This is a genomic window from Streptomyces sp. S186 (assembly GCF_051603415.1).
In the GTDB taxonomy this organism is placed as follows: Bacteria; Actinomycetota; Actinomycetes; order Streptomycetales; family Streptomycetaceae; genus Streptomyces.
Genome location: NZ_CP193932.1, coordinates 1,349,866 through 1,371,201 on the forward strand (window position 1 = coordinate 1,349,866; position 21,336 = coordinate 1,371,201).

A 21,336-nucleotide genomic window follows, 5' to 3' on the forward strand; every position below is an offset into this window, starting at 1 on the left:
ACAATGTCGCCGACCAGGCCGGGGGCCGCTTCTCGTGCTGGAGAGATGCTATGACCCCGTATCGCAACGTCAGTTGGAGCTGACGGGGCTCGCCGCGGGCCGGCGATGCCTGGAGGTCGACGGGGGAAGCGGCTCGCTGGGTGACTGGCTGGGTGAGCGGGTGGGTCCGGGCGGTGAGGTCACGGTCACCGACATCGAGCCGCGCTGGGCAACGGGGCGGGAGCGCGCGGCGCAGGTGCGGCTGGTTGCGGCATGACATCGTCCGCGACCCGTTGCCAGGGGGCGGCTTGGAGGAGTTCGACTGCGACTGGGCATCCGTGCCGGCCGCGCCCGACGAGACGGCGGCGGCCCTCTTCGGCCGGGTGCACTCGGCACTGATAGGGCTGCTCAGGGAGGCCGAGGCTGATCCGCTCTTCGGGCCCGGATAACCGGGGCGATGGCCCGGGCCGGCCTCACCCACCTCGCGGCGACCACCTACGCCGAGGCATGGCCGGGCGGCAGCGCGGGCATCGCCCTGCACCGCCACAACACCGACCAGGTGGCCGACCGCCTGGCTGCGGCAGGGATCACGGACGGCGACCTGGACCGCTTCCGGGCCCTGCTCCAGGACCCCGCATTCATCGTGAACTCCTATCCGCTGCTCAGCGTCCGCGGCCGCCGCCCGCTCCAGGAGGACGCGCGATGACCCGCCCCGCCCGTGCCTACGGCTGGGCGGCGTTCGAGCTGGGGCCCGTACGTGTCGGCAGTCCGGCGACCTCGGCGCCTCGGCGTAGTACGTCGCGGAGCATCGCGGGGGTGAGGGTGCGGGTGAACATGTTGCGCTGGCTGGGGTGGTAGCCGCCGATCAGGCGCACCTCCCGCTCGTCCCGCGGATCGGCGATCAGCGCTTCGGCACCGTGCCCGAAGGCGGGGCGCGGTCGGGGCAGCCGCCATCCGGCGTCGGCCAGCACGGGCAGCAGCGCCTGCCAGGCGAACGCGCCGAGCACCACGACCGCCCGCAGGGCCGGGCTCAGCAGCTCCAGCTCACGGGCGAGCCACGGGCGGCAGGTGTCGCGTTCGGTGGTGGTGGGCCGGTTGGCGGGAGGTGCGCAGTGCACCGGGACGGTGATCCGGACCCCGTACAGCTCGAGTCCGTCGTCTGCGTCGGTGGCGGTCGGCTGGGACGCCAGTCCGATGTCGTACAGGGCGGCGAAGAGGGCGTCGCCGGACGGGTCGCCGGTGAAGATGCGCCCGGTGCGGTTGCCGCCGTGCGCGGCCGGCGCCAGCCCGATGATGGCCAGTGGTGCGTCCGGTGGTCCGAAGCCGGGCACCGGGCGCGCCCAGTAGTCCCAGTCCCGGAACGCCTTGCGTTTGGCCCGGCCGGCCTCCTCCCGCCAGGCGACCAGCCGCGGGCAGGCACGGCAGGTCGCCACCGCCGCGTCCAGATCCCGCACCGTGGCCGCCCCGGGAGCAGTCACCGCGGGAAAGTCGTGTGCCTCCGGGCGCCTGCTACGCATGCCGTCTCTTCCTCTCCCGGGGTCCGGATTCCGGTCGGCTCCCGGTCGGCTGGGGATCGGTTCCCGGTCGGCTCCCACCGGCCGTCACCGATAAAATGTCGAGTTGGACATGCCCACCGGTGTCGCGCGGTGTCGTTGCGATGCCGGTCGCCCGCGGTCCGTGGTCGGGCCGGCCGATCGGTCCGGAGGTGCCGTCATGGTCAAACAGATCACCTGCCGACGAGTCTACGAAGAGACCTCCCCTCAGGACGGCAAGCGGGTGCTCGTCGACCGGGTCTGGCCGCGAGGGATGCGCAAAGAGGAGGCGCACCTGGACGAGTGGCTGCGCGATGTGGCGCCCTCAAGCGATCTGCGGAAGTGGTACGGCCATGAGCCGAGCCGATTCACCGAGTTCCGCCGACGCTATCTGGCCGAACTCCGCGATACCGGGCACCGGGAGGCCGCGGCACATCTGCGTGACCTCGCCACGCACGACAAGCTGACGCTGCTGACCGCCACCCAGGACGTGGACCACAGCCAGGCCGCCGTCCTCGCCGAGTGGCTGTCCAAGAAACGGTGACCCGAGCGGCGCGGAGGCTCAGGAGGTCTCTTCGGAGGCTCAGGAGGTCTCTTCGCGGAAGGTCGCTTCGAGCCGCTCGATGAGGCCCTCGAACGCCGGTACCCACCGCGGGCCGATCATGGCGACGCACATCGCGGTGGCGACGCCGGCCCAGGCCACCGGCCCGAGTGGCCGGCAGCCGAAGAAGTGGCTGATCAGTGGCGTCTCGATCAGGACGGCCAGCACGGCTGCCGATCCGACGGCCGTCGCGAGCACGAGCGGGCTGTGCCGCCGTCCGGTCACCGTCTGGGTGAGCTGGGCTCCGACCACGCCGCACAGCGCCATCGTGCTGGTCCGCCGCGCGGAGCCGGGGGTGAGTGTTCCGATCAGCCAGGCGGTGCCGGCACCGAGCGCGGTGACGATGCCCCGCTCGCGGATCTGGTGGGTCAGCGGATCGCCGAGGGCCGCAAGGCCGGTGGGGGTGGAGGTGGAGGTGCCGTCCGGTCGGCTCACCTCGTCGTCCGGGTCGTCTGAGTCATCCGGGTCGTCCGGGTCGTGGGCCGGGTAGTGGGTCGCGTCGCCCGGGTCGCCCGGGTCGCCCCGGTCGTCCAGATCGTCCGGTGTCGTTTCGTCCCGCCGTGGTGTCACCGCGACGGCCATCGTGGGGAACATGTCGGTGAGCAGGTTGACCAGCATGATTTGCCGGGTGGACAGCGGCGAGGCTCCGGACAGCAGGGTTCCGAGCACCGAGAATCCGATCTCTCCGGCGTTGCCGCCGATCAGCACGCTGATCGCGTCCGCCACGCTGCGCCACAGCGCCCGGCCCTCGGCGGCGGCGAGCAGTATCGACACATCATCGCTGGTGATCACCAGGTTCGCCGCGTTCCGGGCGGCCGCCGAGCCACGGGCGGCGATGGCGATGCCGATGTCCGCGGCGCGGATGGCCGCGGCGTCGTTGGCACCGTCGCCGACCATGGCGACGACCTGCCCGGCCGCCTGCAGCGCCTCGATCACCTGCAGTTTCTGCTCCGGAGCGGCGCGGGGCCACCACTCCGCAGTCGCGCAGCAGGCGGGCCCGGCCGGCGCGGTCCCGGGCGGCCAGCTCGTCGCCCGGGACCACCGGTACGTCCGCGGGCCAGCCGAGTTGGACGGCGACCGCACCGACGGTCCGCGAGTGATCCCCGGTGAGCATGACGGGCCGCACGCCGGCCCGGCGGAGATCGGAAACCAGTGGTGCGGAGCTTGGGCGAGGGGTGTCGGCCAGAGCGACGTAGCCGAGGAGGTCCAGGTCGTCGAGCGCCTCGCCGAGCGCGTCGGCGGGCACCCGGGTCGTGATGCGCCCCAGGCCCTCCGGCCGTGGCCCGCATCGCGGTGCGGCCCTCCTCCGACAGCCCTAGTGTTTGGCTATGTTGCGTGGCCGTGCGGGTCGAGCCCTGGCGATGGCCGACGGGCGGGTCCGTTTACTCGGGCGTCTCCTGGCACTGCTGGTGATCGCCGGAATCCTCGCCGGCGGTGCGCTGCTGGGCATCTACGGCCGGGGAGAGACGGAGATGAGCAGCACGGTGGGTGACACCCGGCTGCGCGACCGCGTCGACCTCGATGTCACCCTGCACAGGATCAATCCCCCATCCGGCGAGATCACTCTCGACGTGCTGCCGGCCCCGCTGGGGGCGCTGGCGACGGATGAATCGGAGCTGGTGCCGAAGCACGACCTCGACATCTACACCTCGTCACGGCACATCGGTGTGCTGCATTACAAGGCGGGTGTGCCCATCGCTCTCCAGCAGGTCTCCTTCGACCTGACCGGCGGCAACATCGCCGACTACCCGTTCGACCACTACGACCCCTACATCGAATTCAGCGCCGAGACCGGCGGCCACGAGGTGCCGGTCACCATGGAGTTCACCAACCATGACCAGGGCTTCCGGAGCAGGCTGCGTCCCGTGAAGGCCGGCAGCGGCATCACGGGAGCACAGCTGCGGCTGAGCCGCTCGCACGGGACGCTGATCCTCGCCGCGCTGATGATGGCCAGTGCCTGGGGGCTCGCGCTGGCCGTACTCGGCGCGGCGGTGCTCGTGGTCGGCCAGCGCCGCGGTCTGGTGTGGGGAGCGATGGGCTGGATGGCGGCCACCCTCTTCGCCCTCGTCAGCTTCCGGGACGCCGCACCGGGTGCGCCACCGATCGGGGCGTTCATGGACTACGCCGCGTTCTTCTGGGCGGAGCTGATCATCGCGGTGTCGGTGGTGTGCGTGGCCTGGTTCGGTGTCTGTGTCGAGCACCGTCGGTGGAAGGCCGACACGAAGTAACAGACACGAAGTGACAGGCACGACGTGACAGACACGAGGTGGCAGAGGGGCGCTGGGAGGCGTGCTCTGACCGTGGGATGACCGTGGGGATCCGGGCTCCGGTCACCGCAGGACGGCCAGTGCCGCCCCTTGATACGTGGCTCCGGCGTTCCAGAGCAGGAAGGAGTGCATGCCGTCCCCGGCCGCCGCCCTGATCTGGTCGGCGACCTCGCCGGGGCCGTAGTGGACGCCCAGGGAGAAGTCCTGGAGCCAGGGGACGACCGTGGCCCCGGTGCCCTTGACCTGCTTGGCGAAGTCGGCCAGCGACCGGTTGACGATGTCGTACGGGCTGGAGTTCGGGCTGGCGACCCGGTACTCACCGGCGGCCCAGTGCGAGGGGTAGACCATGGGCGCGATGTAGTCGGCCTGTTGGGCTATGGCGGGGATGTCCTGGGCGATTTCGGTGGGCCGGGTGGCGGCGATACCGAAGACCGAGGCGCCGAGGTACGCGCCTTCGGGATGGACGCGGCTGCGGGTTTCGGCGACGAACTCGGCGATGGACCTCTCCGGGGTCCGGTCGCCCAGCCCGGGGAAGCGCAGGGTGGAGAGCTTCCCGTCGGGGCGGCGCACGTAGTCGTACAGGACGTCGTCGAAGCCCAGCCTGGCCGCTTCGGTGGCGAGGGCGATGTTGTACTGGCGGACCTCGGGATCGGCGAAGTTGGTGAAGGAGAGCTTGCCGTAGTGGCCGCCGTCGTACGGGCTGCCGTCAGGGGCCAGGACCAGGCGGTGGTCCTTGCCCTGGCGGTGGGATGCCTGGGCCAGGATGGGGTCGCGGAAGGCGACGATGCGGCCGACGACGCGGGCTCCCATGCCGTGCAGGGTGTCGATCACCGTGCGTGCGTCGTAGCGGTTCTTCACGGCGCCGATCTCGCGGGCCAGTGGCACGGCGGAGTCGTAGCCGACCTCGCCGTTCTCGTCCTTGATGTCGAGCTCGACGGCGTTGAGCTTCTTGTCCTTGATGAGCTGGAGCACCGGCTCGCGGACCGCGGACGAGGCCCAGCCGATGGCGGTCAGGTGCGCGGCCCGGGTGAGGGGATAGGGCGCGACCGCGTTCACGTACCCGCGGGTGGTGTTGCCGCCCGCGTCCGTGGCCGCCACGTCGATTCGGGCGGGGGGCCGTTCGAGCCGCCGGGAGAAGGTGCCGTCGTCGCCGACGGGCACGGGCACACCGGCTACGGAGACCTTCACCTGCCCGGCGTCCTCGACCCGGCCGCGTACCGTCACCGGGGCGCCGGGCCTGGTGACAGGGGCGGCGGACAGGCGCAGTTTCGGGGCGGTGGTGTCCACCGTGAACGTCCGGGATATGTCGTTCAGGAAGGGCAGGCCGCTGTGGGACTTGACGGTCAGTTCGTGCCCGCCCTCGGCGAGCACGGGGGCGTCGAGTATGAGGCGACCGCTCGCCTGGCGGGTGCGCACCGGCTTCCCGTCGAGCCGCACCTCCAGCCCGGCCAGGTCAGCCCCTTCCCTGGCCCTGATCGCCAGGCGCGGGCTGCCGGCCTCGACGCGGCCCAACACGCCCTCGTTGCCCAGCCCTTCGACCCGCAGCTGATGGGACAGGGACTGCAGGGCGAAGGCCCCGAGCGCCGTGCAGGCCGGGACCACGAGGGAAATGGATATGACGACGAATCGTGTTCGGGTTCGGTGTCCGCGCATGTCCACTCTGCCGTTCTCGAAAGACGTTTCCTTGGGTGGGGGCTTTTCTTGGGTCGGGACTGTCCTTGGGTGGGGACAGTCCTTGGGTGGGGACTGTCCTGGGTGTTGGGTGATGGGTGTTCGGTGAGGACTTCCCGGGTGATGACATAGCCGCCACGCCGTCCGCCCAAGAGGTTTCGAGCGGGTAGTCATGCGTTCGGCCTACCGTGCCGGGGTGTGTGTCACACGGTTGTCCCAGGCTTGGAGGCGACGGGAAGCATCTCGTGTACATGCGGAGGCACCATGCGTCAGTCCCACCGAAGCAGCGGCGCGGTCATCGTCGCCTCGGCCGTGCTGCTGCTCACCGCCTGCTCGGCGGCTCAGTCCCGGCCGGAAGGGGGCCCGGACGGGCCGCGGGGAAGCACGCGCAAGGGTGGCGGGCAGGCAGCGGTCGCCGACCCGGCGACGGTGCGGGCCGACGAGCTCGGTGCGGTCCCGGTGCTGATGTACCACCAGCTGGTGGCCGAGCCCCGGAGTGTGTACGACCGCACGCCGCAGGACTTCCGCGCCGAGCTGGAACGGCTGGCGCGGGAGCGCTACGTACCGGTCACCGCACGGGAGTTCAGCAGCGGGCGGATCGACATTCCCGCCGGTACCCATCCTGTGGTGCTGACCTTCGACGACTCGACCGCCAGTCAGTTCCGCCTGAACACGGACGGCCGGCCCGCAGCCGACACCTCGGTGGGCATCCTGCTGGACGTCGCCCGGAAACACCCCGGGTTCCGCCCCGTGGCGACCTTCTTCGTCAACGCCGACCCGTTCCGCGAGCCAGGCGGCCGAAAGTCGTTGGGCTGGCTCGTCACCCACGGCTTCGAGGTCGGCAACCACACCCTGCGGCACACCTCGCTGGGGACGGTCGACGACGCCACCGCCCAGCAGGCCATCGCCGACAACCAGAGGGCGATCACCCAAGCCGTGCCCGGCTTGTCGGTGGTGTCGATGGCACTTCCCAACGGTTCGATGTCCCGCTCCCGGGAACTGGTGCTGAAGGGAGCCGCCGACGGCGAGCGCTACCAGCACCAGGGCGTCTACCTGGTGGGAGCCAACCCGGCCCCCTCCCCCTTCTCGACCGCCTTCGACCCGGGGGCCATCCCGCGGATCCGCTCCCAGGCGGCGACCGGCCCGGATGCCCCGTTCACCTCGACGGCCTGGCTGGACAAGCTCCGCGACGGGACGGTCCGGCGGTACACCTCGGACGGCGACCCGAAGAAGATCAGCTTCCCCAGGTCCGAGGCCGCCCACCTCGCCCCGGCCCACCGGACTGCCGCCCGGCCGTACTGAACCGGACGGAACCGTCTGCGGGCCCGGGCCCCGCCCCCTACGTCAAAGGGGCGACGGCCGCGAGGGGGTGTCGTCCACTGTGGACGGCACCCCCTCCCCCGATCTCCCCCGCTCCGGGCGTCACGGCACGAGGTTCAGCAGGAGGGCGACGGTGCCCAACGTCCCCAAGAGAAAGTTCGTGCCGGCGTGCATCCCGATCGACACCCGCAGATCCTTCTTCCGCCAGACGCACCAGGGCCCCGGGAGAAAGAAGATCACCCTGGACAGGAACACCCACGGCGTCCACAGGTGGTACAGCGAGAACAGCACCGTGCTGACCACCGGCGCCCACCGGCCCTGCCGGGGCAGACGGGACATCAGAAAGCCGCGGAAGTAGAGCTCCTCGATGACCGGGAAGCACAGCCCGGTCATCGGAACGCACGCCGCCAGCGAGATGACCATGACCGAGTGCGGGTATCCGCCGAGGACGTCGGTGACGCCACCGCCCGCCCCCTCGAACGGAACCCACCGGAACAGCAACCGGTAGAAGAAGTCGTCCATGGGGGTGAGCACGGTCGACACCACCAGGAACCAAAGGATCAGGGGAATGACGAGGGCGACGAGTTTCCGGCGCGGGAGCGGCTTGTCCAGGTAGTGCACCACTCCGCGCAGCGAGAACCGGCCGTTGCGCCGGCGGCCCAGCCACAGCAGCAGGCCGAGCTCGAACGGTACGAGAGCCAGGAGCATGGCGATCGCCCAGCCCAGGAGCGGCGGATAGCCGATGGACTTGACCAGCGGTTGGGTGAGGAGCAGGTAGACCGCGACGATCAGAACTCCGGGGACAAGGTGCAGCGCGATGGACAGTGGCAGGGAGTGGCGGTCGGCCAGCAACCGCCCAACGATTCCGCTCGGTCGAGCCCCTGCCGCAGTGGGCACAGGATTCCGCGTGATTTCCATGCAGGCGACGATCGTCCAGTCCGCGGACACGGCGCGGACACGGCGCGGACACGGCGCGGACACGGCGCTGACACGGCACTGACACGCCGCGAAGGCGGACCGACAGCGCCGCGCAGACGAACTGACAGCACAGCCATGCCGGTTCGCCGGACCACGTCTGCCAGGCCACGTCTTCGTACGCTCGCGTTTGTGCGCTCGCGTTTGTGCGCTCGCGGCCGCTACTTGCCCGGCTTGCCTGGCTGGTCTGAAGCCGGCCAACGTGCTGGTCGCAGCCGACGGCCCCAGGGTGATCGACTTCGGCATCGCGCGCGCCGCCGACGCCCTCGCACTCACCGGCACCGGCCTACGGATCGGCACCCGCCTTCATGGCTCCCGAGCAGGCCCTGGGGCAGCCCGCCACGCCGGCCACCGACGTCTTCGCGCTCGGCGCGCCGGCCGTGTACGCGGCCGGCGGCACACCCTCCTTCGGCGAGTGCCCCGAATCCGTGGCCCTGTACCGGACGGTCCACGAACAGCCCGACCTCACCCGCGTACCGGCCGAACTGCGCACCCTGCTGGGGCAGTGCCTGGCGAAGGAACCCGCTGAACGGTCCACCACCAGCGCGCTGATCGAGGCCGTGCGCCGCCACCCCGCCATCGGCTCACAGGTGCGGTTCGCCGACGGCTGGCTGCCGACCGCCGTCCGTACGGAACTGTCCCGCCACGACGAGCTGCCCGAACCGCCCGCGGAGCGGCACGCGCAGCCCACCGTCACCGCCACAGCGGTGCCCCTCCCCCGCCGGGCCGAGGGGCTCAGTCCGCACCGCCACCGCCCCGGCCCGGCGCACCAGGAGACCCGTTCGCTGGATCGTGCCAACGGGCGCAGGACAAGGCCGAGCAGGCGCAGGACGTGCCCGGTGACGGGTTCCGCCCTGGGTACGCGGGCGTCGAGCTGACTTCCCCGGATCCGGGTTACGAGTTCGACCTGCGGAACGGCAAGGTCGTACCGGAGTCCAGCGTCGACGGGTACCTGTCGCGCACGGCCACCGAGTTCGTGATCCCCGAGGACGGCGACGCCTTCATCGCTCCCGGCAACAGCTTGAATCCTGCCGACTGCCTCAAGGGCATCGACAGCAGCCCGGTGACCTCGCTGAAGTTCAGCGAACTCGAAGACCAGCACCCCTTCTGCGTCCGGAGCGCCGACGGCCGGGACATCGTCGTCGTGCGACTTGTGGAAGCCGTCCCCGGAGGCGGTCCGGTGACCGTCTCCCTCAGTCGCTACGGCAAGGACGCCTGACGCTACGGCAAGGAAGCCTGACCCGTCCGAACGCACCGCCCCAAGCCGCCGGCAAACTGGCCGACGAGCGCAGCCGAGCCGCCCCGGTGAGGGGCTCAGGCCCCGGCCGCGGTGACGACGGCGTCGGTGGCGAAACCGAGCAGCAGACCGGCCAGGATCCCCCAGGTGGTGATCGTCTTCAGCGCGGCCTTGCGGGCGACGGCCAGGAGCTCGATGACCACGTAGAGGATCGAACCGGCGGCCAGGCCCAGGAAGGCGATCGAGAGCGTGTCGTTGACCAGGTGCTGGCCGACCAGCGTGCCGAGGAAGGTCGGGCCGCCGCCGATCAGGCCGAGCCACAGCAGCGTGACCCAGGAGGGGCGTTCGCCCTCGGCGGCCAGCGGGGCGACGATGCCGAAGCCCTCGGTGGCGTTGTGCAGGCCGAAGCCGATGATGAGGAGGACGGCGAGGGAAAGCTCGCCCTGGGCGGCGGAGTTACCGATCGCGAGGCCCTCGGCGAAGTTGTGCAGGCCGATGCCGGTCGCGATCATCAGCGCGAGCGAACTCGCCTGGCTGCGTACCTTGGGCGCCAGCTCGGTGGTGGCAGCGGCACCGGGCCCGGCGAGCCGCTCGGCGGCGGCCTGTCGCCGGCGGGCGATCCAGCCGTCGTAGTGGACGAGCCCGACGAGCCCGATCGCCAGACCGGCGGCGAGGGTCGCGCCGCCGGAGGCGACCGTTCCCCAGGCGTGATTGCCCAGGGCCTCGTCCGTCGGCTCCCAGGCATGGGTCAGCACATCCCAGACGAGGAAGATCAGGATGCCGATGGCGACGGCGTTCAGCCCGGCTTTCAGCCGCGGGGTGGGCTTACGCAGGCGGCCGATCGGCAGCCCCAGGTAGATGGTGAAGCCGGCGATGGCACCGAGCAGAGCGATATTCGCGCTGGACACAGGGGACTCCTGTCGGCGTGTGCGGGGACAGGCACAGACGGTAAGGCAAGTGAGCCTTACCTAACAATCCAGCGGGTCGGTTTTAGCGAAACATTAGGAAACTCATTGCCCGGCCATGCGTCTTCGCTCGGCCATGCATCTCGGCTCAGCCATGCGACGCCTCCGCCCGGACAACCGACCACCACCGCCGTCATCGCCGCCCCGGGACGGACAAGGACGCGTGCATGCCGCCCGGCGCGAGCAGGTCCACGACGTCGTCCGGGTCCTCGCGTCTACCGCCGCCGTCGCTGAACAGAAGGCCGTACGGCCCGTGTTGGCGGAGCAGAGGCAGCACCGACGCCGCATCCGGTGCCGCTCTCGGCGATCCGCCCCCGGGCCGGCTCAGCGCGAGCGCCGCGAGCAGGCGGCCCCGGCAGGGCACAGCGGGTGAAGGCGGGGGACGGCTCCCGAGCGACGTTCCGAGGGCCCACAGACCGCAGGCGGGCCGGGGAGTCGTGCCACCAACCCTCCGTGGCACACGTCACACCACCCCGAATGGATCAAGGTCCGAGTTGTCTGCGATATTAATTGCCGCGCGCCGGTGATCAATCCGGCACGCTCAGTATTGGGGGCATCCGCGCGATGCGCCGGCGGTCCTCGCCGGCAGAGCCGTAACGATTCCGGATGCCGCCTTGCACACCCACACACCTTCACGTCATTTCTCGCGGAAATTCCGCGTGGAATGGAGGACTTCGTATGTTATTTTTCCTCGCCGACAGCAAGCAGCAGGCATTCGGCACCAACGGGAAGCTGCAGCAGCACGCGCAGAACACCGGGGCCCACCGGGCATTGGTCGACACCTACGCCACCAACGTGCTGGAACAGCCCGCGGTGAAGCTCGACAAGCTCACGGACGCCGAGAAGTACCAGACTGCGGCCAAGGCGCACGCCACGTCGTGGCGTGACTCGGTGTCGGGGCTGCTCATCGGCGCCAACACCGACCTGATGAGCTTCAGCAACTCCTTCACCAGCTTCTACAACCCGCTGATGAGCATGGCCCAGAACATCGCGACGGGCGACAACCGGGCGCAGTTCGTCAAGGGCCTTCAGATCCTGGTCTCGCAGATCGAGGACAAGCGGACGAAGGCGGACGGCGCGCTGGATGCGCTCAAGTCCTTCCGCAACGATGTGGCCGACGACCACGGACACTTCCTGGAGTTGGCGACCAAGTCCAAGTCGCTCTACGAGGGCGACAAGGGGATCATCAGCCAGCTTGAGAACCGCCAGGACGCGATCAGGCAGGCCATGTCCACGGACCTGTCGATCATTGCGGGCGGGGCGGCCCTGACCGTCGTCGGCGGACTCGCCATCGCCGTGGGTCTGCTGGCGGAAATACCGAGTGGCGGCGCGTCGACCGCCATCGTGCTCGGCGGTCTCGCCGCGGTGGGCGGCGGCACGGTGGCAATGGGCGTGGCGGGCGCGGATTTCACCGCGAAGAAGTCCGAGCTGGCGAAGAACATCACCGATCTGGCCAACATCAGGTCCGAGATCGGCCTTCTTTCCGGTGTAGAGCTGCAATTCAACAATCTCGCCGTGGCCAACGAAAAGGCAGAGCAGAGCCTCAAGTCGATGGCCGACACGTGGACTCTTCTCCACACGCAGTTCAACGGCGTCATCACGAAGCTGCACGACGAAGTGAACCCCGACGACGGGCCCTTCCTCGCCTACGAGCTCGATTCCGCGAAGAAGGACTGGGAGTCGGTGCACGACACCGCCCAGCTGATCAACAACCAGCTGAGCACGCTCCCCGTCGACAAGAGCGGCCTCGTCACGAAGGCGGCCTGACCGATGACCGCGACGGTTCTCCCGGCTGTCGACCAGGCAGCCCAGAACGTACGTGACGGCCAGGTGGGCGACGCCTCGGCGATCCCGGGGCTCCAAGAACATGTGGCGGCGGCCAGGTCCCACGCGGCGACGTGGCTCGACAAGACGCGGACCAGCGTCAGGGAGCCGCTGTCCCTGACCCAGTCACTCGTCTCCTACTACCTCGACACCGCCGCACGGCGCCTGGCGGAACTGACGCCTCAGGCGGAAGCCGGCGACCAGGCGGCCACGGACGAGTTCGTCACCCATCTCCAGCGCATCAAGAGCGACCTGGACCTCTTCCAGCAGCGCGTGACGGCGAACACGGCCGAGGTCAACGGACTCAACCGGGCCTTCACCGCCGATGCCTCCCGCTTCGCCGAGGACCTGAACACCATCTCGGCGGTGATCGCCACCGATCAGCGGATGGCCGGAGAACTCCGCGGCCAGGCCCAGGCACTGCGCGACAAGATCGCCGAAGCCCGTAAGTGGGAGAACGTCGGCTGGATCCTCGGCCCCCTCGGCTACGGCATCGCCCGCATCTGGGGCGACAACATCGCCGACATCGACGGCCTTGAGCGACGCATCTCCGAACTGGAGAGGGAGAGCGGAGGCAAGGACCGCCAGGCTGCCGCCGTATCCGCGCTTACCGGCCGACTGACGGCGCTGTCGCACTCGGTCTCCCTGGCGGTGAACGCGATGACCACGCTCGGCAACTCCCTGAACGTGACCTCCGGCCACATGGCCAACGTCATCGCCTCCGTCAACGGAACGTCCCCGTCGTACAAGGGGTTCGTCGCCGCGTTGCTCGACACGGTCGCCGCCAACTTCCGGGATCTCGGCAGCCAGCTCGACATGCTGCTGGGTGGCTCAAGCGAGAGGAACGACGCATGACGGCCTCAGCCCCTGTTGTGCCTTCGCCGACGGCCGGGCTGGGTTCGGCTGCCACCGAGGCACTCTTCACCGCCTACCAGCTGACCACGGCCGCAGCGATTGCGGTGACCGAACAGCCCTCCCTCTCCCTGGAGTTGGTGCCGACCCTGACCCAGACCCAGGACCTGGCGAGAAGCCACGCCGTCAAGTGGGGAGGCGCCTATCAGACGGCGCTGCTCCAGCCGTTGACCGACGTCCAGGGCTACACCGGGACGTTCATCTCGTTCACGCCGCACATGGACGACCTCGCGCGGCGGGCGGGTGACGGTGATGCCGCCGCGCAGGCCGAACTCCGCCAGGGTTTGACGATCCTGCGCCGCCTGGTGTCACAGAACCAGGCCGGTGTGACCACGGCCAAGGGTGAGATCGAGCAGTTCAAGCAGCTGGTCGACGACGATCGCGTCCGTTTCGGCAGCGACGGGAAAACCCTGGAAAAGCAGTACACGGGCCCTGGCGGTGAAATCGCCGAGATCGAGAAGAACCTCGCCGCACTGGAGAGCGAGCTCCGCGAGACGAACCAGGCCATCGCCCTGGGCGCGGCCAAGGCCATCCCCGGAGCCCTCGTGCTGGGAATCCAGCTGGCACTGGCCGCGGAGGACATCGTCGGCACGGGCAAGGCCGTCATCCAGACAGGCATCACCCTCGCCCGCTCCACCGCGGCCTGGGACACCGAGGCCATCGCCGACAGCGCCGTGAAGTTCTACGGCGAGGCGAAGAAGGTCCCCGGCATCTACCAGGGCGTGAAGAAGTCCGTCGAGTCACCGGTCCTCTTCGAGAGCGTCACCAAGGCCGTCGAAGAAGCCCACGCCGCCATGGACCGCTCTGCCGCCGGCATCGCGCGATACCGGAGCGAACTGACGAAGCTCACCGCCGACCGTCTGCAGGTGGGGGTGTTCGCGACCCTCAAGGGCCATGTCGAGCGACTGGCCGCACACGTCGACCAGGCCCTCACCGCCCTGGACTCGACGGCACAGATGTGGCGGCAGGAGAACGACCGCATCGCGTACTGGGACGCCCTGGCTCAGGGCTCGTCCGCCAGCCAACTGGAAGACGAGCTGAGCGGCGCGGCGGCACGCTGGCTCCTGGATGCGGAGGCCGTGCGCCGGTATCAGCGTTCGCTGACCGACCTGCCACGCTCGTAGCGCAACCGGACACCAACGAGGGGCGCCCCGGAAACGGGGTGCCCCTCGCACGTGCGACTCACTCCGCTGCGAACCTCGCGCTCCTCACGTACATCGACGGGTTCTACTGTCTTGTTCGTGGCCTTTCGCTCGGCAGGACGATCCTGTTCCATCCTGTTGTCTTTCGGGGATGGTGATGGTCGTGACAGCCGATGTGGTGATCGTGGGGAACGGCGCGCTGGGCCTGTCGGTCGCCGTGGCGACGGCGCTGCGGGATCGCTCCTTGCGGATTGTCGTGGTTGGCCCGGAGGCGCGCCCTGGTTCCGCTTCCGTGGCGGCGGGAGCGATGCTCAACTGCTTTGCCGAGGTCACAGCGCGTACCGGTGAACACCCTGCGTCCCGGGCGAAGTTCGCGCTGGCGCGCGAAGCGAGTCGCCTGTGGCCGGGCTGGCTGGAGCGGCTTGCGGACGCGGCGCGAGACGTGGCGGTTCCGGTCAGGAGCACCCGGGGGACGCTGGTCGTGCTGGGGGCGCGCTCCACAGGTGACGGCGTGGCCGGCATGCGGGCGATCCGCGCGGCCGCCGAGGAGCACGGCGAGCGGTTCCAGGACGTGGACCCCTACGGCATCGGCGTGTTGGAGGCGGAGGCGGGTGACCAGCCCGTGGACGCCTTGTACTTGGAAAACGAGGGAGCCATCGATGCCCGCCGTGTGCTCGCGTCCCTGGACGCCGCTGCGTCAGGGCTCGGCGTCACGCGCGTCGCCGGCGAGGTGGTGTCTCTGGTGACGGCCAAGGACGCGGTCACCGGAGTGCGACTGTCCTCGGGAACTACGCTCCCCGCGGGAGCCGTCGTCCTCGCGGCGGGCGCGGCGAGTGGGCACCTGATCGAGCAACTGCCCGCGGGCACGGTGCAGCCGATGCTGAACGGAACGGGTGTGGCACTGGAGACCCAGCGCGTGCGGGGCGAGGCCGTGCCGTACGTCGTGCGCACGCCCACCCTCGTCGGCGGCTGCGGGCTGCACGCGGTGCCGCTCGGGGACGGAGTCGAGTACCTGGGCGCGACCAACCACGTCTACTTCGACGCGCCTGCCGGACCGCGGCTGGGCATCGTCCAGGCACTGCTGTCCGGCTACGTCGCGCAGTTCGACCGGAACATCGCGTTCTCGGCCGTGCGGCGCTGGCATTACGGCCTGCGACCCGTCACGCTCGACACCTTCCCGCTTCTGGGCCGGGCGCCGGTGCCGCGCCTGTTCTTCGCAACGGGGACCTACCGGGACGGCTTCCACAGCGCCCCCGCGATCGCCCGCTACCTGGCCGGGCTCCTCACGGACGGCGTCACTCCGGACGGCGTCGCTTCGGATGACGTCGCTTCGGAGCTCGATCCGTACGCGGTCTTCGCGCCCGGCCGGAAGCCCATCGAGACGATGACGGTGGACGACGCCGCGGAGCGCTTCGCGCAGATGGCACTTCTCGTCGCCGTCGAACGCGGCATGAGGCTGCCGTACATCTTCAACACGGAACCGATCGCCGCGGCGTGCCGGCAAAAGGCGCTTGAATGCGTGGAGCGGCTGGGCGTCCCGATTGCGCTGGCACCTGAGATCCTCGGCGCCGTGTCCGAGGCCGACGCGAACCGGATCCGACAGGTGGCCGACTATCTCGGCGCTGTGGCCACCCGTCCCTGACCGGCTCTCGACCGGAAGCCATTGGTTGTCATTGGTTGTCATTGGTTGTCATTGGTTGTCGTCGGTCACCCACGAGCACCCCCGCACGCCGCACGCGTCAGCGTCCGATCCCGCGACGAATCGCGGTCTCCACAGGGGAGTAGTCGCCGTCGGGACGTTCGATGCTCGGACCCTGCCCCGGGTTGGGAAGCAGCGGCGGCTGCGCCATGAAGCGGGGTTCGGCACCCCGGTGAGGTTGCGCGGCATGTACGAGGAAGGGGTGACAGAGGTAGACGTCCCCGGCCCGGCCCGTGGCCAGGGCAAGCGGTCGTTGATCGGTGGCCGGCACGGCGCGCTCGGCGAGGTTCATGAAGGCCAGGCCGGCCTCTCGCTCGGGTTCGAGAAGTGCGGCGACGTCCAGGTGGGAACCGACCCGGATCCGGGTAGGCGCGTCGTCTTCCCCCACGTCGGACATCAGGAACAGCATCAGCAGCCACCGTCCCCGGGAAGTGACGTTCACCCGGTAGGACATGAAGTCGGCGGGATCGTCTCCCGGGAAGCTCGCATCGATGTGCCATCCGTCGTCGCCCGGCTCCTGGTCGCTGCGGAACCGCACCGGGAACGTGCCAAGCCCACCGAGGGGCGCCCAGCGCCCCTTGCCGACGAGGGCATCGAACGCGGCGTGCAGTCGAGACGAGTTGGCAGCCGCCCGGAAGGGCTCTTGCCCATAGGCGCCAAGCCGCACCACGGGGCTCTTCCACGTCGCCGGGTCATCGGGCTCACCCTCGATGTCCCGCCACATGATCTCCCGGCACTCCGCCGCGAGATCGCGCGAGAACGCCCCCTCCACACGGAGGAACCCCTTCTCCACGAACTCGGACACCTCGTCGTCACTGATCATCGATTCACTCATGCTGCCAACGTGCCATCGAGGCAGGAGCACCGCCCGACAATTTCTGCACCGCTGCTGTCAGGACACCGGCGTTGAGCATGGTGTAGCGGCTCCGGGTAGGAGTCCACTCCGCCCGGGGCAGGAGGGGTAGCAGGGGCAGCAGGGCGCGCCGCGCGCCCTCACCAGAAGGCGGGTAGTACGCGAACCGCGAACCCCGACCGGAATCGTTCGAACATGGTTTTTCGCGCGCGGTTGTTGCACGCACAGGCTCCGCTGAGCGCCATTGATACTGAGGATGCGAAGGGCACCTCGGGACGCAATGGCGCGTCTCACCGACCACCGGAGGGATTTCCGCTCCGTGAACCTTCATCTCGTAGGAGACATGCCGGCGACCATATCGGCCGGGCGCGTCTCAGGCCCTGAGCCTCAAGGGGCCGCGGGCCCTCCGGTCGCGACCGGCCTGGCCGGCGTGGTGATGAACGTGCGCGAAGTACGCGGCGGACGTGACCGTGAGGGAGCCGAGGGGTGAGCCGGTCCCGTAGCGGGGCCCCGCCCGTGACTGAACTGCCCGCAGATTTCCGTGCGTTCCACCAGCTCTACCGGGGACCGTACGTCCACTGGGCGGAGTTGTATCTGAGCAACCGGGCCGACGCCGAGGAAGCCGTCGACCAGGCCTTCGAGCAGCTCTACCTGATCTGGGACGATCTGCTGCACTCGCAGAACCCCAACGCGTACGCATGGACGGTGGTGAAGAACCGCACCATCGATTGCGCCCGTGCCCGTGGTCGGCGTCCGGTCCTCGTCGACACCGCGGCGTTCGAGACCACCGCGATCCGTGACGCGGTCGACGAGATCAGCGAACTCGAAGAGGGTCTGCACATCTACGCAGCCATCCAGGCACTTCCGGAGCGGCAGCACGACACCATCGTGCTGCTGCACTGCCTGGGCTACAGCGTCCGGGAGACCGCGGACATCCTCGGGGTGAGCGAGGCCGGTGTGCGTTCGACCGCACGCTACGCCCGCCGTCGCTTGCGCGAGATTTTGCAGCAGTCTTCAGACGGGGGGATAAGTGATGACCGGAGCCGTTGACCGCGCCCTTGCCAAGGCGCGCCTTCCGCGCCGTCCGTACAGCGGTGTCCAGGAGGCGGAGGCCCGGCTGACGGCGCGGATCGCCGAGCGGGTGTGGCATGGGGCATTGAGCTTCGACGACCAGATGGAGCCGGCACGCATGGCGGCGCTGCGTGAGGCAGGCAGACCGTGTGCGCCGTGCCGGACTCACCATCAGCACCTGCGGACGCTGTGCGAGACGGTGGTGGCCAAGCAACTGCACAAGCTCGGCACGTTCCTGTCCCGTCGGGTGCTGGAGCCGGAGGGGGCACTGGTGCTGGGGTGTGTGCTGCATCTGGCGCGTAGGGCGGACAGCGCCCAGTTCTGGTGGCAGTTCGCCGCCGGTGCCGGGGATACCGGAGCGGCGTGCTGCCTGTACTTGCACCACATGGCCCTGGGTGAGGTCGACCAGGCGCAGTTGTGGTGCGAGCAGGCCGAGATGGAAGTGCCGCTTCCGCCCTCGCCCGAGTGGGCGGATCGCCGGGACGTGGTGACCGCACTGCGCATCTTGGAGGTCCTTCGGAACGATGCCGAGCTGTCGGAGGCGGTCATCGCGGTGATCGCCTACGTTCCTGAAGCTCTGGGGTTCGTCGATGAGGACGTCGAACTTCCGCTGCCAGAGGCGGACTTCGCCTCTCGCATCGAGGAGCTGACGGGGTGATGGTCGGTGCGCCGGTTGTGCCGGTTGCGCCGGGGCCGCACGCGGCGGGCCTCGTAGGGGCGCTCATCGTAGAGACGCTCGTAGATTTGCGTGCGCTTATTGCAAATAACGATGTCGAGGGGGGTGTTGCCCGGCATAATTCGGCGCCCGAGCGGAGGTCGCCGTAAGTCTTGTTGCTTTCGTGCAGCGAACGAACCGCCTTTCCGCTTTCGTGACGGATCCGTCGCTCTCCGTGCAGGCGTCGGACTAAGGTCACACACGGAGGAGCCCTGCGGCGGCGCCAACCTACCCGCAGGGCCTCTCTGTTCATCAGTGTTCATCAGTCATCACGAACGAAAAGGGAAACCTGATGCCTCTTCATCCGGAATCCGCAGGTCAGCCCATCGGGCCGTTCACCAGCGGATTCGAAGTTAGCATGACCTGTGTTACCGGTCGGCAAACACAGAACCCTGTCGACATACGTGTCAGCCCGACCATCGCGCCGTTCATCGCGGTGATTTTCCTCGGCATCATCCTGGTCTACGGACCCGCGGCAGCCGCACCTGCCGCAGCACTGTCAGTGCCGCTGGGCGCCGCCTCCGGGCTGTTCTCCAGGCTTTTCTACCTGCGTGTACGCGCCGCACGGTTGAGGTAGCCGCGGTCGGGGCCCGGCCCGGCCGCGCCGATCGAGACCTCGGCCGGCCGGGCCTGGCTCCCTGATCCGAGCGCCGCACCGAGCGCCGGACGAGTCGTTTCGTCGCGTCCAGCCGACCACCACGCCTGCCGCGACGTGACGAATAGCCCCGCATGAGTGCCCCCAAGGCCCCCATGAGCGACCCCTCAGTCCTCGTTGCAGTCCTCGTTCACGCACCCCTGTTCGCTGACACAGAATCCGATGAAGAAGAACCAGAAGAAGAACCAGCAGCCGTCCATCGTCTGCCGCAACTGCCGGCGCACCTTCCAACGCCCACGGTCCAACGGCCGCATCCCGAAGTACTGCAGCTCACGCTGCCGCAGTGCGCACTACCGCGGCCGCAGAACCCCCTCCCCCCGACGCAACTACGACGCCGATGTCGAACGCCTCAGCCGGTCCCTGCTCGTCAAAGCCCAGGCACTCGACCACGCAGCCACCCACCGCGCCTCGGCCTTCCCCCTGGACGTCGTCAAATGGTGCGAAGCACTCCGCCGCGACCTGGTGGACATCACCGTCGTCGCGGTCTGCCAGGCCCGCGCCGGCGGGGCCACCGTCCCGCAGGTCGCCAAGGTCATGGACATCGCCCCCAGCACCCTGAAATCCAACTTCTCCGCCGACAAAGCCGACAAAGTCCTGGCGCAGCGGGCGGCCCGCGGTCCCGCCCGACTCCCCTGCCGGCCGGCCGCCCTTCAGTGCGACACCCGCCCCACCAGCCCCACCCGCTCCGAGAAGGAGCGTGTCCTGCTCCCCGGCACGCCCGGCTATGCCCTCTCCAGAGCCCTCTCCCGCCTCAAACGCGAAAACAGCGACGTGCACGTCCAGCAGATAGCCGCCTGGTCAAGCGTCTCCACGTCGTACATCTACCGCATCCTCTCCGGCGAACGCACACCCACCTGGGCCGTCACCCGCGCCTTCGCCCGCGCCTGCGACGCCGACCCCGACGACCTGGTCTTCCTGTGGAACCAAGCACGCGGCATCACCCCGGACCCGGCAGCCATCCAGACCTACGACCAGGCCGTCCGCGCCCTCCAAGCCGCCCTCCGGGGACTTCGCCTGGCAGCCACCGCACCCGACATAGCCACCCTCCTGCAACGCGCCCCCGCGTCCCTCACCCAACGCACCGCCCAGGCACTGCTGGCGCCGGACCCGCCCCCGCCCCACGCCCTGCGATGGCCGGTCGTCAACGCCCTCACCGCCGCCCTCAACGGTGACCCCCACGCCATCCGGCAACTGCACAAACGCATCGACGAACTCACCCCACACTCCGGCCTGCCCGCCGAAGGCTTCGGCTGATCCACCCACCACATAGCCCGACACTTCGCGATCGCTGTTCCATCGACGTTCTCTCGACGTTCTGGGGAAGACATGCCGTCCGCATTACGAGCCGCCGTCGGCACCGAGCCGCACGCACCCGTGCGCCCGAAGACCGGCGAGACAACCATCACCGTGGCCCTGCCCGCCGACTTCATCGCCTTCTGCCAACTCCACCACGACGTCTACCAGCAGTACGCCCACCACCTCGTCCCCGACCCCACCACCGCCATCCCGGCCGTCCAACACGCCCTCGGCGACATCCTCGCCTCCTGGACCGAAGCCTTGGCCGGACACCACGCCCGCGCCATCGCCTGGCAGACCCTGACCCGACACGTTCACCGCGCCACACACCACCCCCGCTGCAACAACATCTCCACACCGGCGGCCGCACTCTTCCACCTCGCCCCCACCGAACAAGCCGACACCGCCCTCCTCCACCACGTCATCGGGCTCGACATCACCACCACCGCCGACACCCTCGGCATCGAACCCACCACCGTCACCTCCCGCCTCCACACCTTCGCCCGCCACCTCAACCACCCCACAGCAACCGCACTCCGGACCTGCTGGGCAGCAACGGTCTCCGACACACCTCCCCACACACCCGCCCCCAGACACCGCACCAGAAGTCGTTGATCCGGCT

General features: G+C 69.4%; 22 protein-coding genes and 1 pseudogene. 17 read left to right on the forward strand and 6 right to left on the reverse strand.

The features are described 5' to 3' along the window. Positions 1 to 73 precede the first annotated feature (73 nt). From ACRAS8_RS05975 to ACRAS8_RS05985, 3 genes are read left to right on the forward strand one after another with little or no spacing between them, the layout of a single operon-like run. Complete coding sequence (locus tag ACRAS8_RS05975; protein WP_438484728.1) at positions 74 to 256, forward strand: hypothetical protein; 183 nt, start codon at positions 74 to 76, stop codon at positions 254 to 256. Continuing rightward, positions 246 to 428: a hypothetical protein gene (locus ACRAS8_RS05980; protein WP_438484729.1), complete on the forward strand. Its 183-nt coding sequence runs from the start codon at positions 246 to 248 to the stop codon at positions 426 to 428. The genes ACRAS8_RS05975 and ACRAS8_RS05980 overlap by 11 nt, the downstream gene beginning before the upstream one ends. An 8-nt stretch (positions 429 to 436) precedes the next feature. Then, on the forward strand, positions 437 to 685 hold the full coding sequence (locus ACRAS8_RS05985) for a hypothetical protein (protein ID WP_438484730.1): 249 nt from the start codon (positions 437 to 439) through the stop codon (positions 683 to 685). A 16-nt stretch (positions 686 to 701) separates the two neighbouring features. Here ACRAS8_RS05985 and ACRAS8_RS05990 read toward each other — a convergent pair whose 3' ends face one another. Beyond that, complete coding sequence (locus ACRAS8_RS05990; protein WP_438484731.1) at positions 702 to 1,496, reverse strand: uracil-DNA glycosylase; 795 nt, start codon at positions 1,494 to 1,496, stop codon at positions 702 to 704. 196 nt (positions 1,497 to 1,692) lie between these two features. Between ACRAS8_RS05990 and ACRAS8_RS05995 the strand changes: the two genes are divergently transcribed. After that, the gene (locus ACRAS8_RS05995; RefSeq protein WP_438484732.1) at positions 1,693 to 2,055 is read left to right on the forward strand and encodes a DUF488 domain-containing protein; all 363 of its coding nucleotides are present in this window, start codon (positions 1,693 to 1,695) and stop codon (positions 2,053 to 2,055) included. Between the two features lie 39 nt (positions 2,056 to 2,094). Here ACRAS8_RS05995 and ACRAS8_RS06000 read toward each other — a convergent pair. Next, positions 2,095 to 3,352: pseudogene (locus ACRAS8_RS06000) on the reverse strand (cation-translocating P-type ATPase); the annotation flags it as partial. 88 nt (positions 3,353 to 3,440) lie between these two features. Between ACRAS8_RS06000 and ACRAS8_RS06005 the strand changes: the two are divergent. Beyond that, on the forward strand, positions 3,441 to 4,340 hold the full coding sequence (locus ACRAS8_RS06005) for a DUF4436 family protein (RefSeq protein WP_438484733.1): 900 nt from the start codon (positions 3,441 to 3,443) through the stop codon (positions 4,338 to 4,340). Between the two features lie 102 nt (positions 4,341 to 4,442). Here the strand turns inward: ACRAS8_RS06005 and ACRAS8_RS06010 are convergent, their stop codons facing one another. Further along, positions 4,443 to 6,032 carry a putative glycoside hydrolase gene (locus ACRAS8_RS06010; protein ID WP_438484734.1) on the reverse strand — a complete coding sequence of 530 codons (1,590 nt, stop codon included), beginning with the start codon at positions 6,030 to 6,032 and terminating at the stop codon, positions 4,443 to 4,445. A 282-nt stretch (positions 6,033 to 6,314) separates the two neighbouring features. Between ACRAS8_RS06010 and ACRAS8_RS06015 the strand changes: the two genes are divergently transcribed. Beyond that, entirely contained in the window at positions 6,315 to 7,352 is a 1,038-nt protein-coding gene (locus tag ACRAS8_RS06015; protein ID WP_438484735.1) for a polysaccharide deacetylase family protein, read from the forward strand. Positions 7,353 to 7,472: 120 nt separating this feature from the next. Here the strand turns inward: ACRAS8_RS06015 and ACRAS8_RS06020 are convergent, their stop codons facing one another. Then, complete coding sequence (locus tag ACRAS8_RS06020; protein WP_438484736.1) at positions 7,473 to 8,222, reverse strand: lysostaphin resistance A-like protein; 750 nt, start codon at positions 8,220 to 8,222, stop codon at positions 7,473 to 7,475. A gap of 431 nt (positions 8,223 to 8,653) precedes the next feature. Between ACRAS8_RS06020 and ACRAS8_RS06025 the strand changes: the two genes are divergently transcribed. Continuing rightward, complete coding sequence (locus ACRAS8_RS06025; RefSeq protein ID WP_438484737.1) at positions 8,654 to 9,223, forward strand: hypothetical protein; 570 nt, start codon at positions 8,654 to 8,656, stop codon at positions 9,221 to 9,223. After that, entirely contained in the window at positions 9,178 to 9,564 is a 387-nt protein-coding gene (locus ACRAS8_RS06030) for a hypothetical protein (protein WP_438484738.1), read from the forward strand. Before ACRAS8_RS06025 ends, ACRAS8_RS06030 begins: the two co-directional genes overlap by 46 nt. Before the next feature lie 95 nt (positions 9,565 to 9,659). On the opposite strand, the gene ACRAS8_RS06035 is transcribed toward ACRAS8_RS06030, so the two are convergent. Next, positions 9,660 to 10,490: a ZIP family metal transporter gene (locus tag ACRAS8_RS06035; RefSeq protein ID WP_438484739.1), complete on the reverse strand. Its 831-nt coding sequence runs from the start codon at positions 10,488 to 10,490 to the stop codon at positions 9,660 to 9,662. A 735-nt stretch (positions 10,491 to 11,225) separates the two neighbouring features. Here ACRAS8_RS06035 and ACRAS8_RS06040 point away from each other — a divergent pair. From ACRAS8_RS06040 to ACRAS8_RS06055, 4 genes are all read left to right on the forward strand, one after another. Then, a complete protein-coding gene (locus tag ACRAS8_RS06040) occupies positions 11,226 to 12,314 on the forward strand; it encodes an HBL/NHE enterotoxin family protein (RefSeq protein ID WP_438484740.1) in 1,089 nt (362 codons plus the stop codon). A gap of 3 nt (positions 12,315 to 12,317) precedes the next feature. Beyond that, positions 12,318 to 13,226 (forward strand): HBL/NHE enterotoxin family protein, encoded by a 909-nt coding sequence (locus ACRAS8_RS06045; protein ID WP_438484741.1) that lies wholly within the window; start codon positions 12,318 to 12,320, stop codon positions 13,224 to 13,226. Then, entirely contained in the window at positions 13,223 to 14,407 is a 1,185-nt protein-coding gene (locus ACRAS8_RS06050) for an HBL/NHE enterotoxin family protein (protein ID WP_438484742.1), read from the forward strand. The genes ACRAS8_RS06045 and ACRAS8_RS06050 overlap by 4 nt, the downstream gene beginning before the upstream one ends. Positions 14,408 to 14,576: 169 nt before the next feature. Further along, positions 14,577 to 16,067, forward strand: a complete 1,491-nt coding sequence (locus ACRAS8_RS06055; protein WP_438484743.1) for an NAD(P)/FAD-dependent oxidoreductase — start codon at positions 14,577 to 14,579, stop codon at positions 16,065 to 16,067. 97 nt (positions 16,068 to 16,164) lie between these two features. Here the strand turns inward: ACRAS8_RS06055 and ACRAS8_RS06060 are convergent, their stop codons facing one another. Then, positions 16,165 to 16,959, reverse strand: coding sequence for a phytanoyl-CoA dioxygenase family protein (locus tag ACRAS8_RS06060; protein WP_438484744.1), 795 nt, complete (start codon positions 16,957 to 16,959; stop codon positions 16,165 to 16,167). A gap of 534 nt (positions 16,960 to 17,493) precedes the next feature. Here ACRAS8_RS06060 and ACRAS8_RS06065 point away from each other — a divergent pair. The 5 genes from ACRAS8_RS06065 (at position 17,494) to ACRAS8_RS06085 (ending at position 21,329) form a co-directional block, all read left to right on the forward strand. Further along, positions 17,494 to 18,027 carry an RNA polymerase sigma factor gene (locus ACRAS8_RS06065; protein WP_438484745.1) on the forward strand — a complete coding sequence of 178 codons (534 nt, stop codon included), beginning with the start codon at positions 17,494 to 17,496 and terminating at the stop codon, positions 18,025 to 18,027. Further along, positions 18,011 to 18,706, forward strand: a complete 696-nt coding sequence (locus ACRAS8_RS06070) for a hypothetical protein (RefSeq protein ID WP_438484746.1) — start codon at positions 18,011 to 18,013, stop codon at positions 18,704 to 18,706. The genes ACRAS8_RS06065 and ACRAS8_RS06070 overlap by 17 nt, the downstream gene beginning before the upstream one ends. A 349-nt stretch (positions 18,707 to 19,055) precedes the next feature. Next, on the forward strand, positions 19,056 to 19,340 hold the full coding sequence (locus tag ACRAS8_RS06075) for a hypothetical protein (protein WP_438484747.1): 285 nt from the start codon (positions 19,056 to 19,058) through the stop codon (positions 19,338 to 19,340). Between the two features lie 240 nt (positions 19,341 to 19,580). After that, complete coding sequence (locus ACRAS8_RS06080) at positions 19,581 to 20,672, forward strand: helix-turn-helix domain-containing protein (protein WP_438484748.1); 1,092 nt, start codon at positions 19,581 to 19,583, stop codon at positions 20,670 to 20,672. Positions 20,673 to 20,744: 72 nt separating this feature from the next. After that, a complete protein-coding gene (locus ACRAS8_RS06085; protein WP_438484749.1) occupies positions 20,745 to 21,329 on the forward strand; it encodes a hypothetical protein in 585 nt (194 codons plus the stop codon). The last annotated feature ends 7 nt before the right edge of the window (positions 21,330 to 21,336 follow it).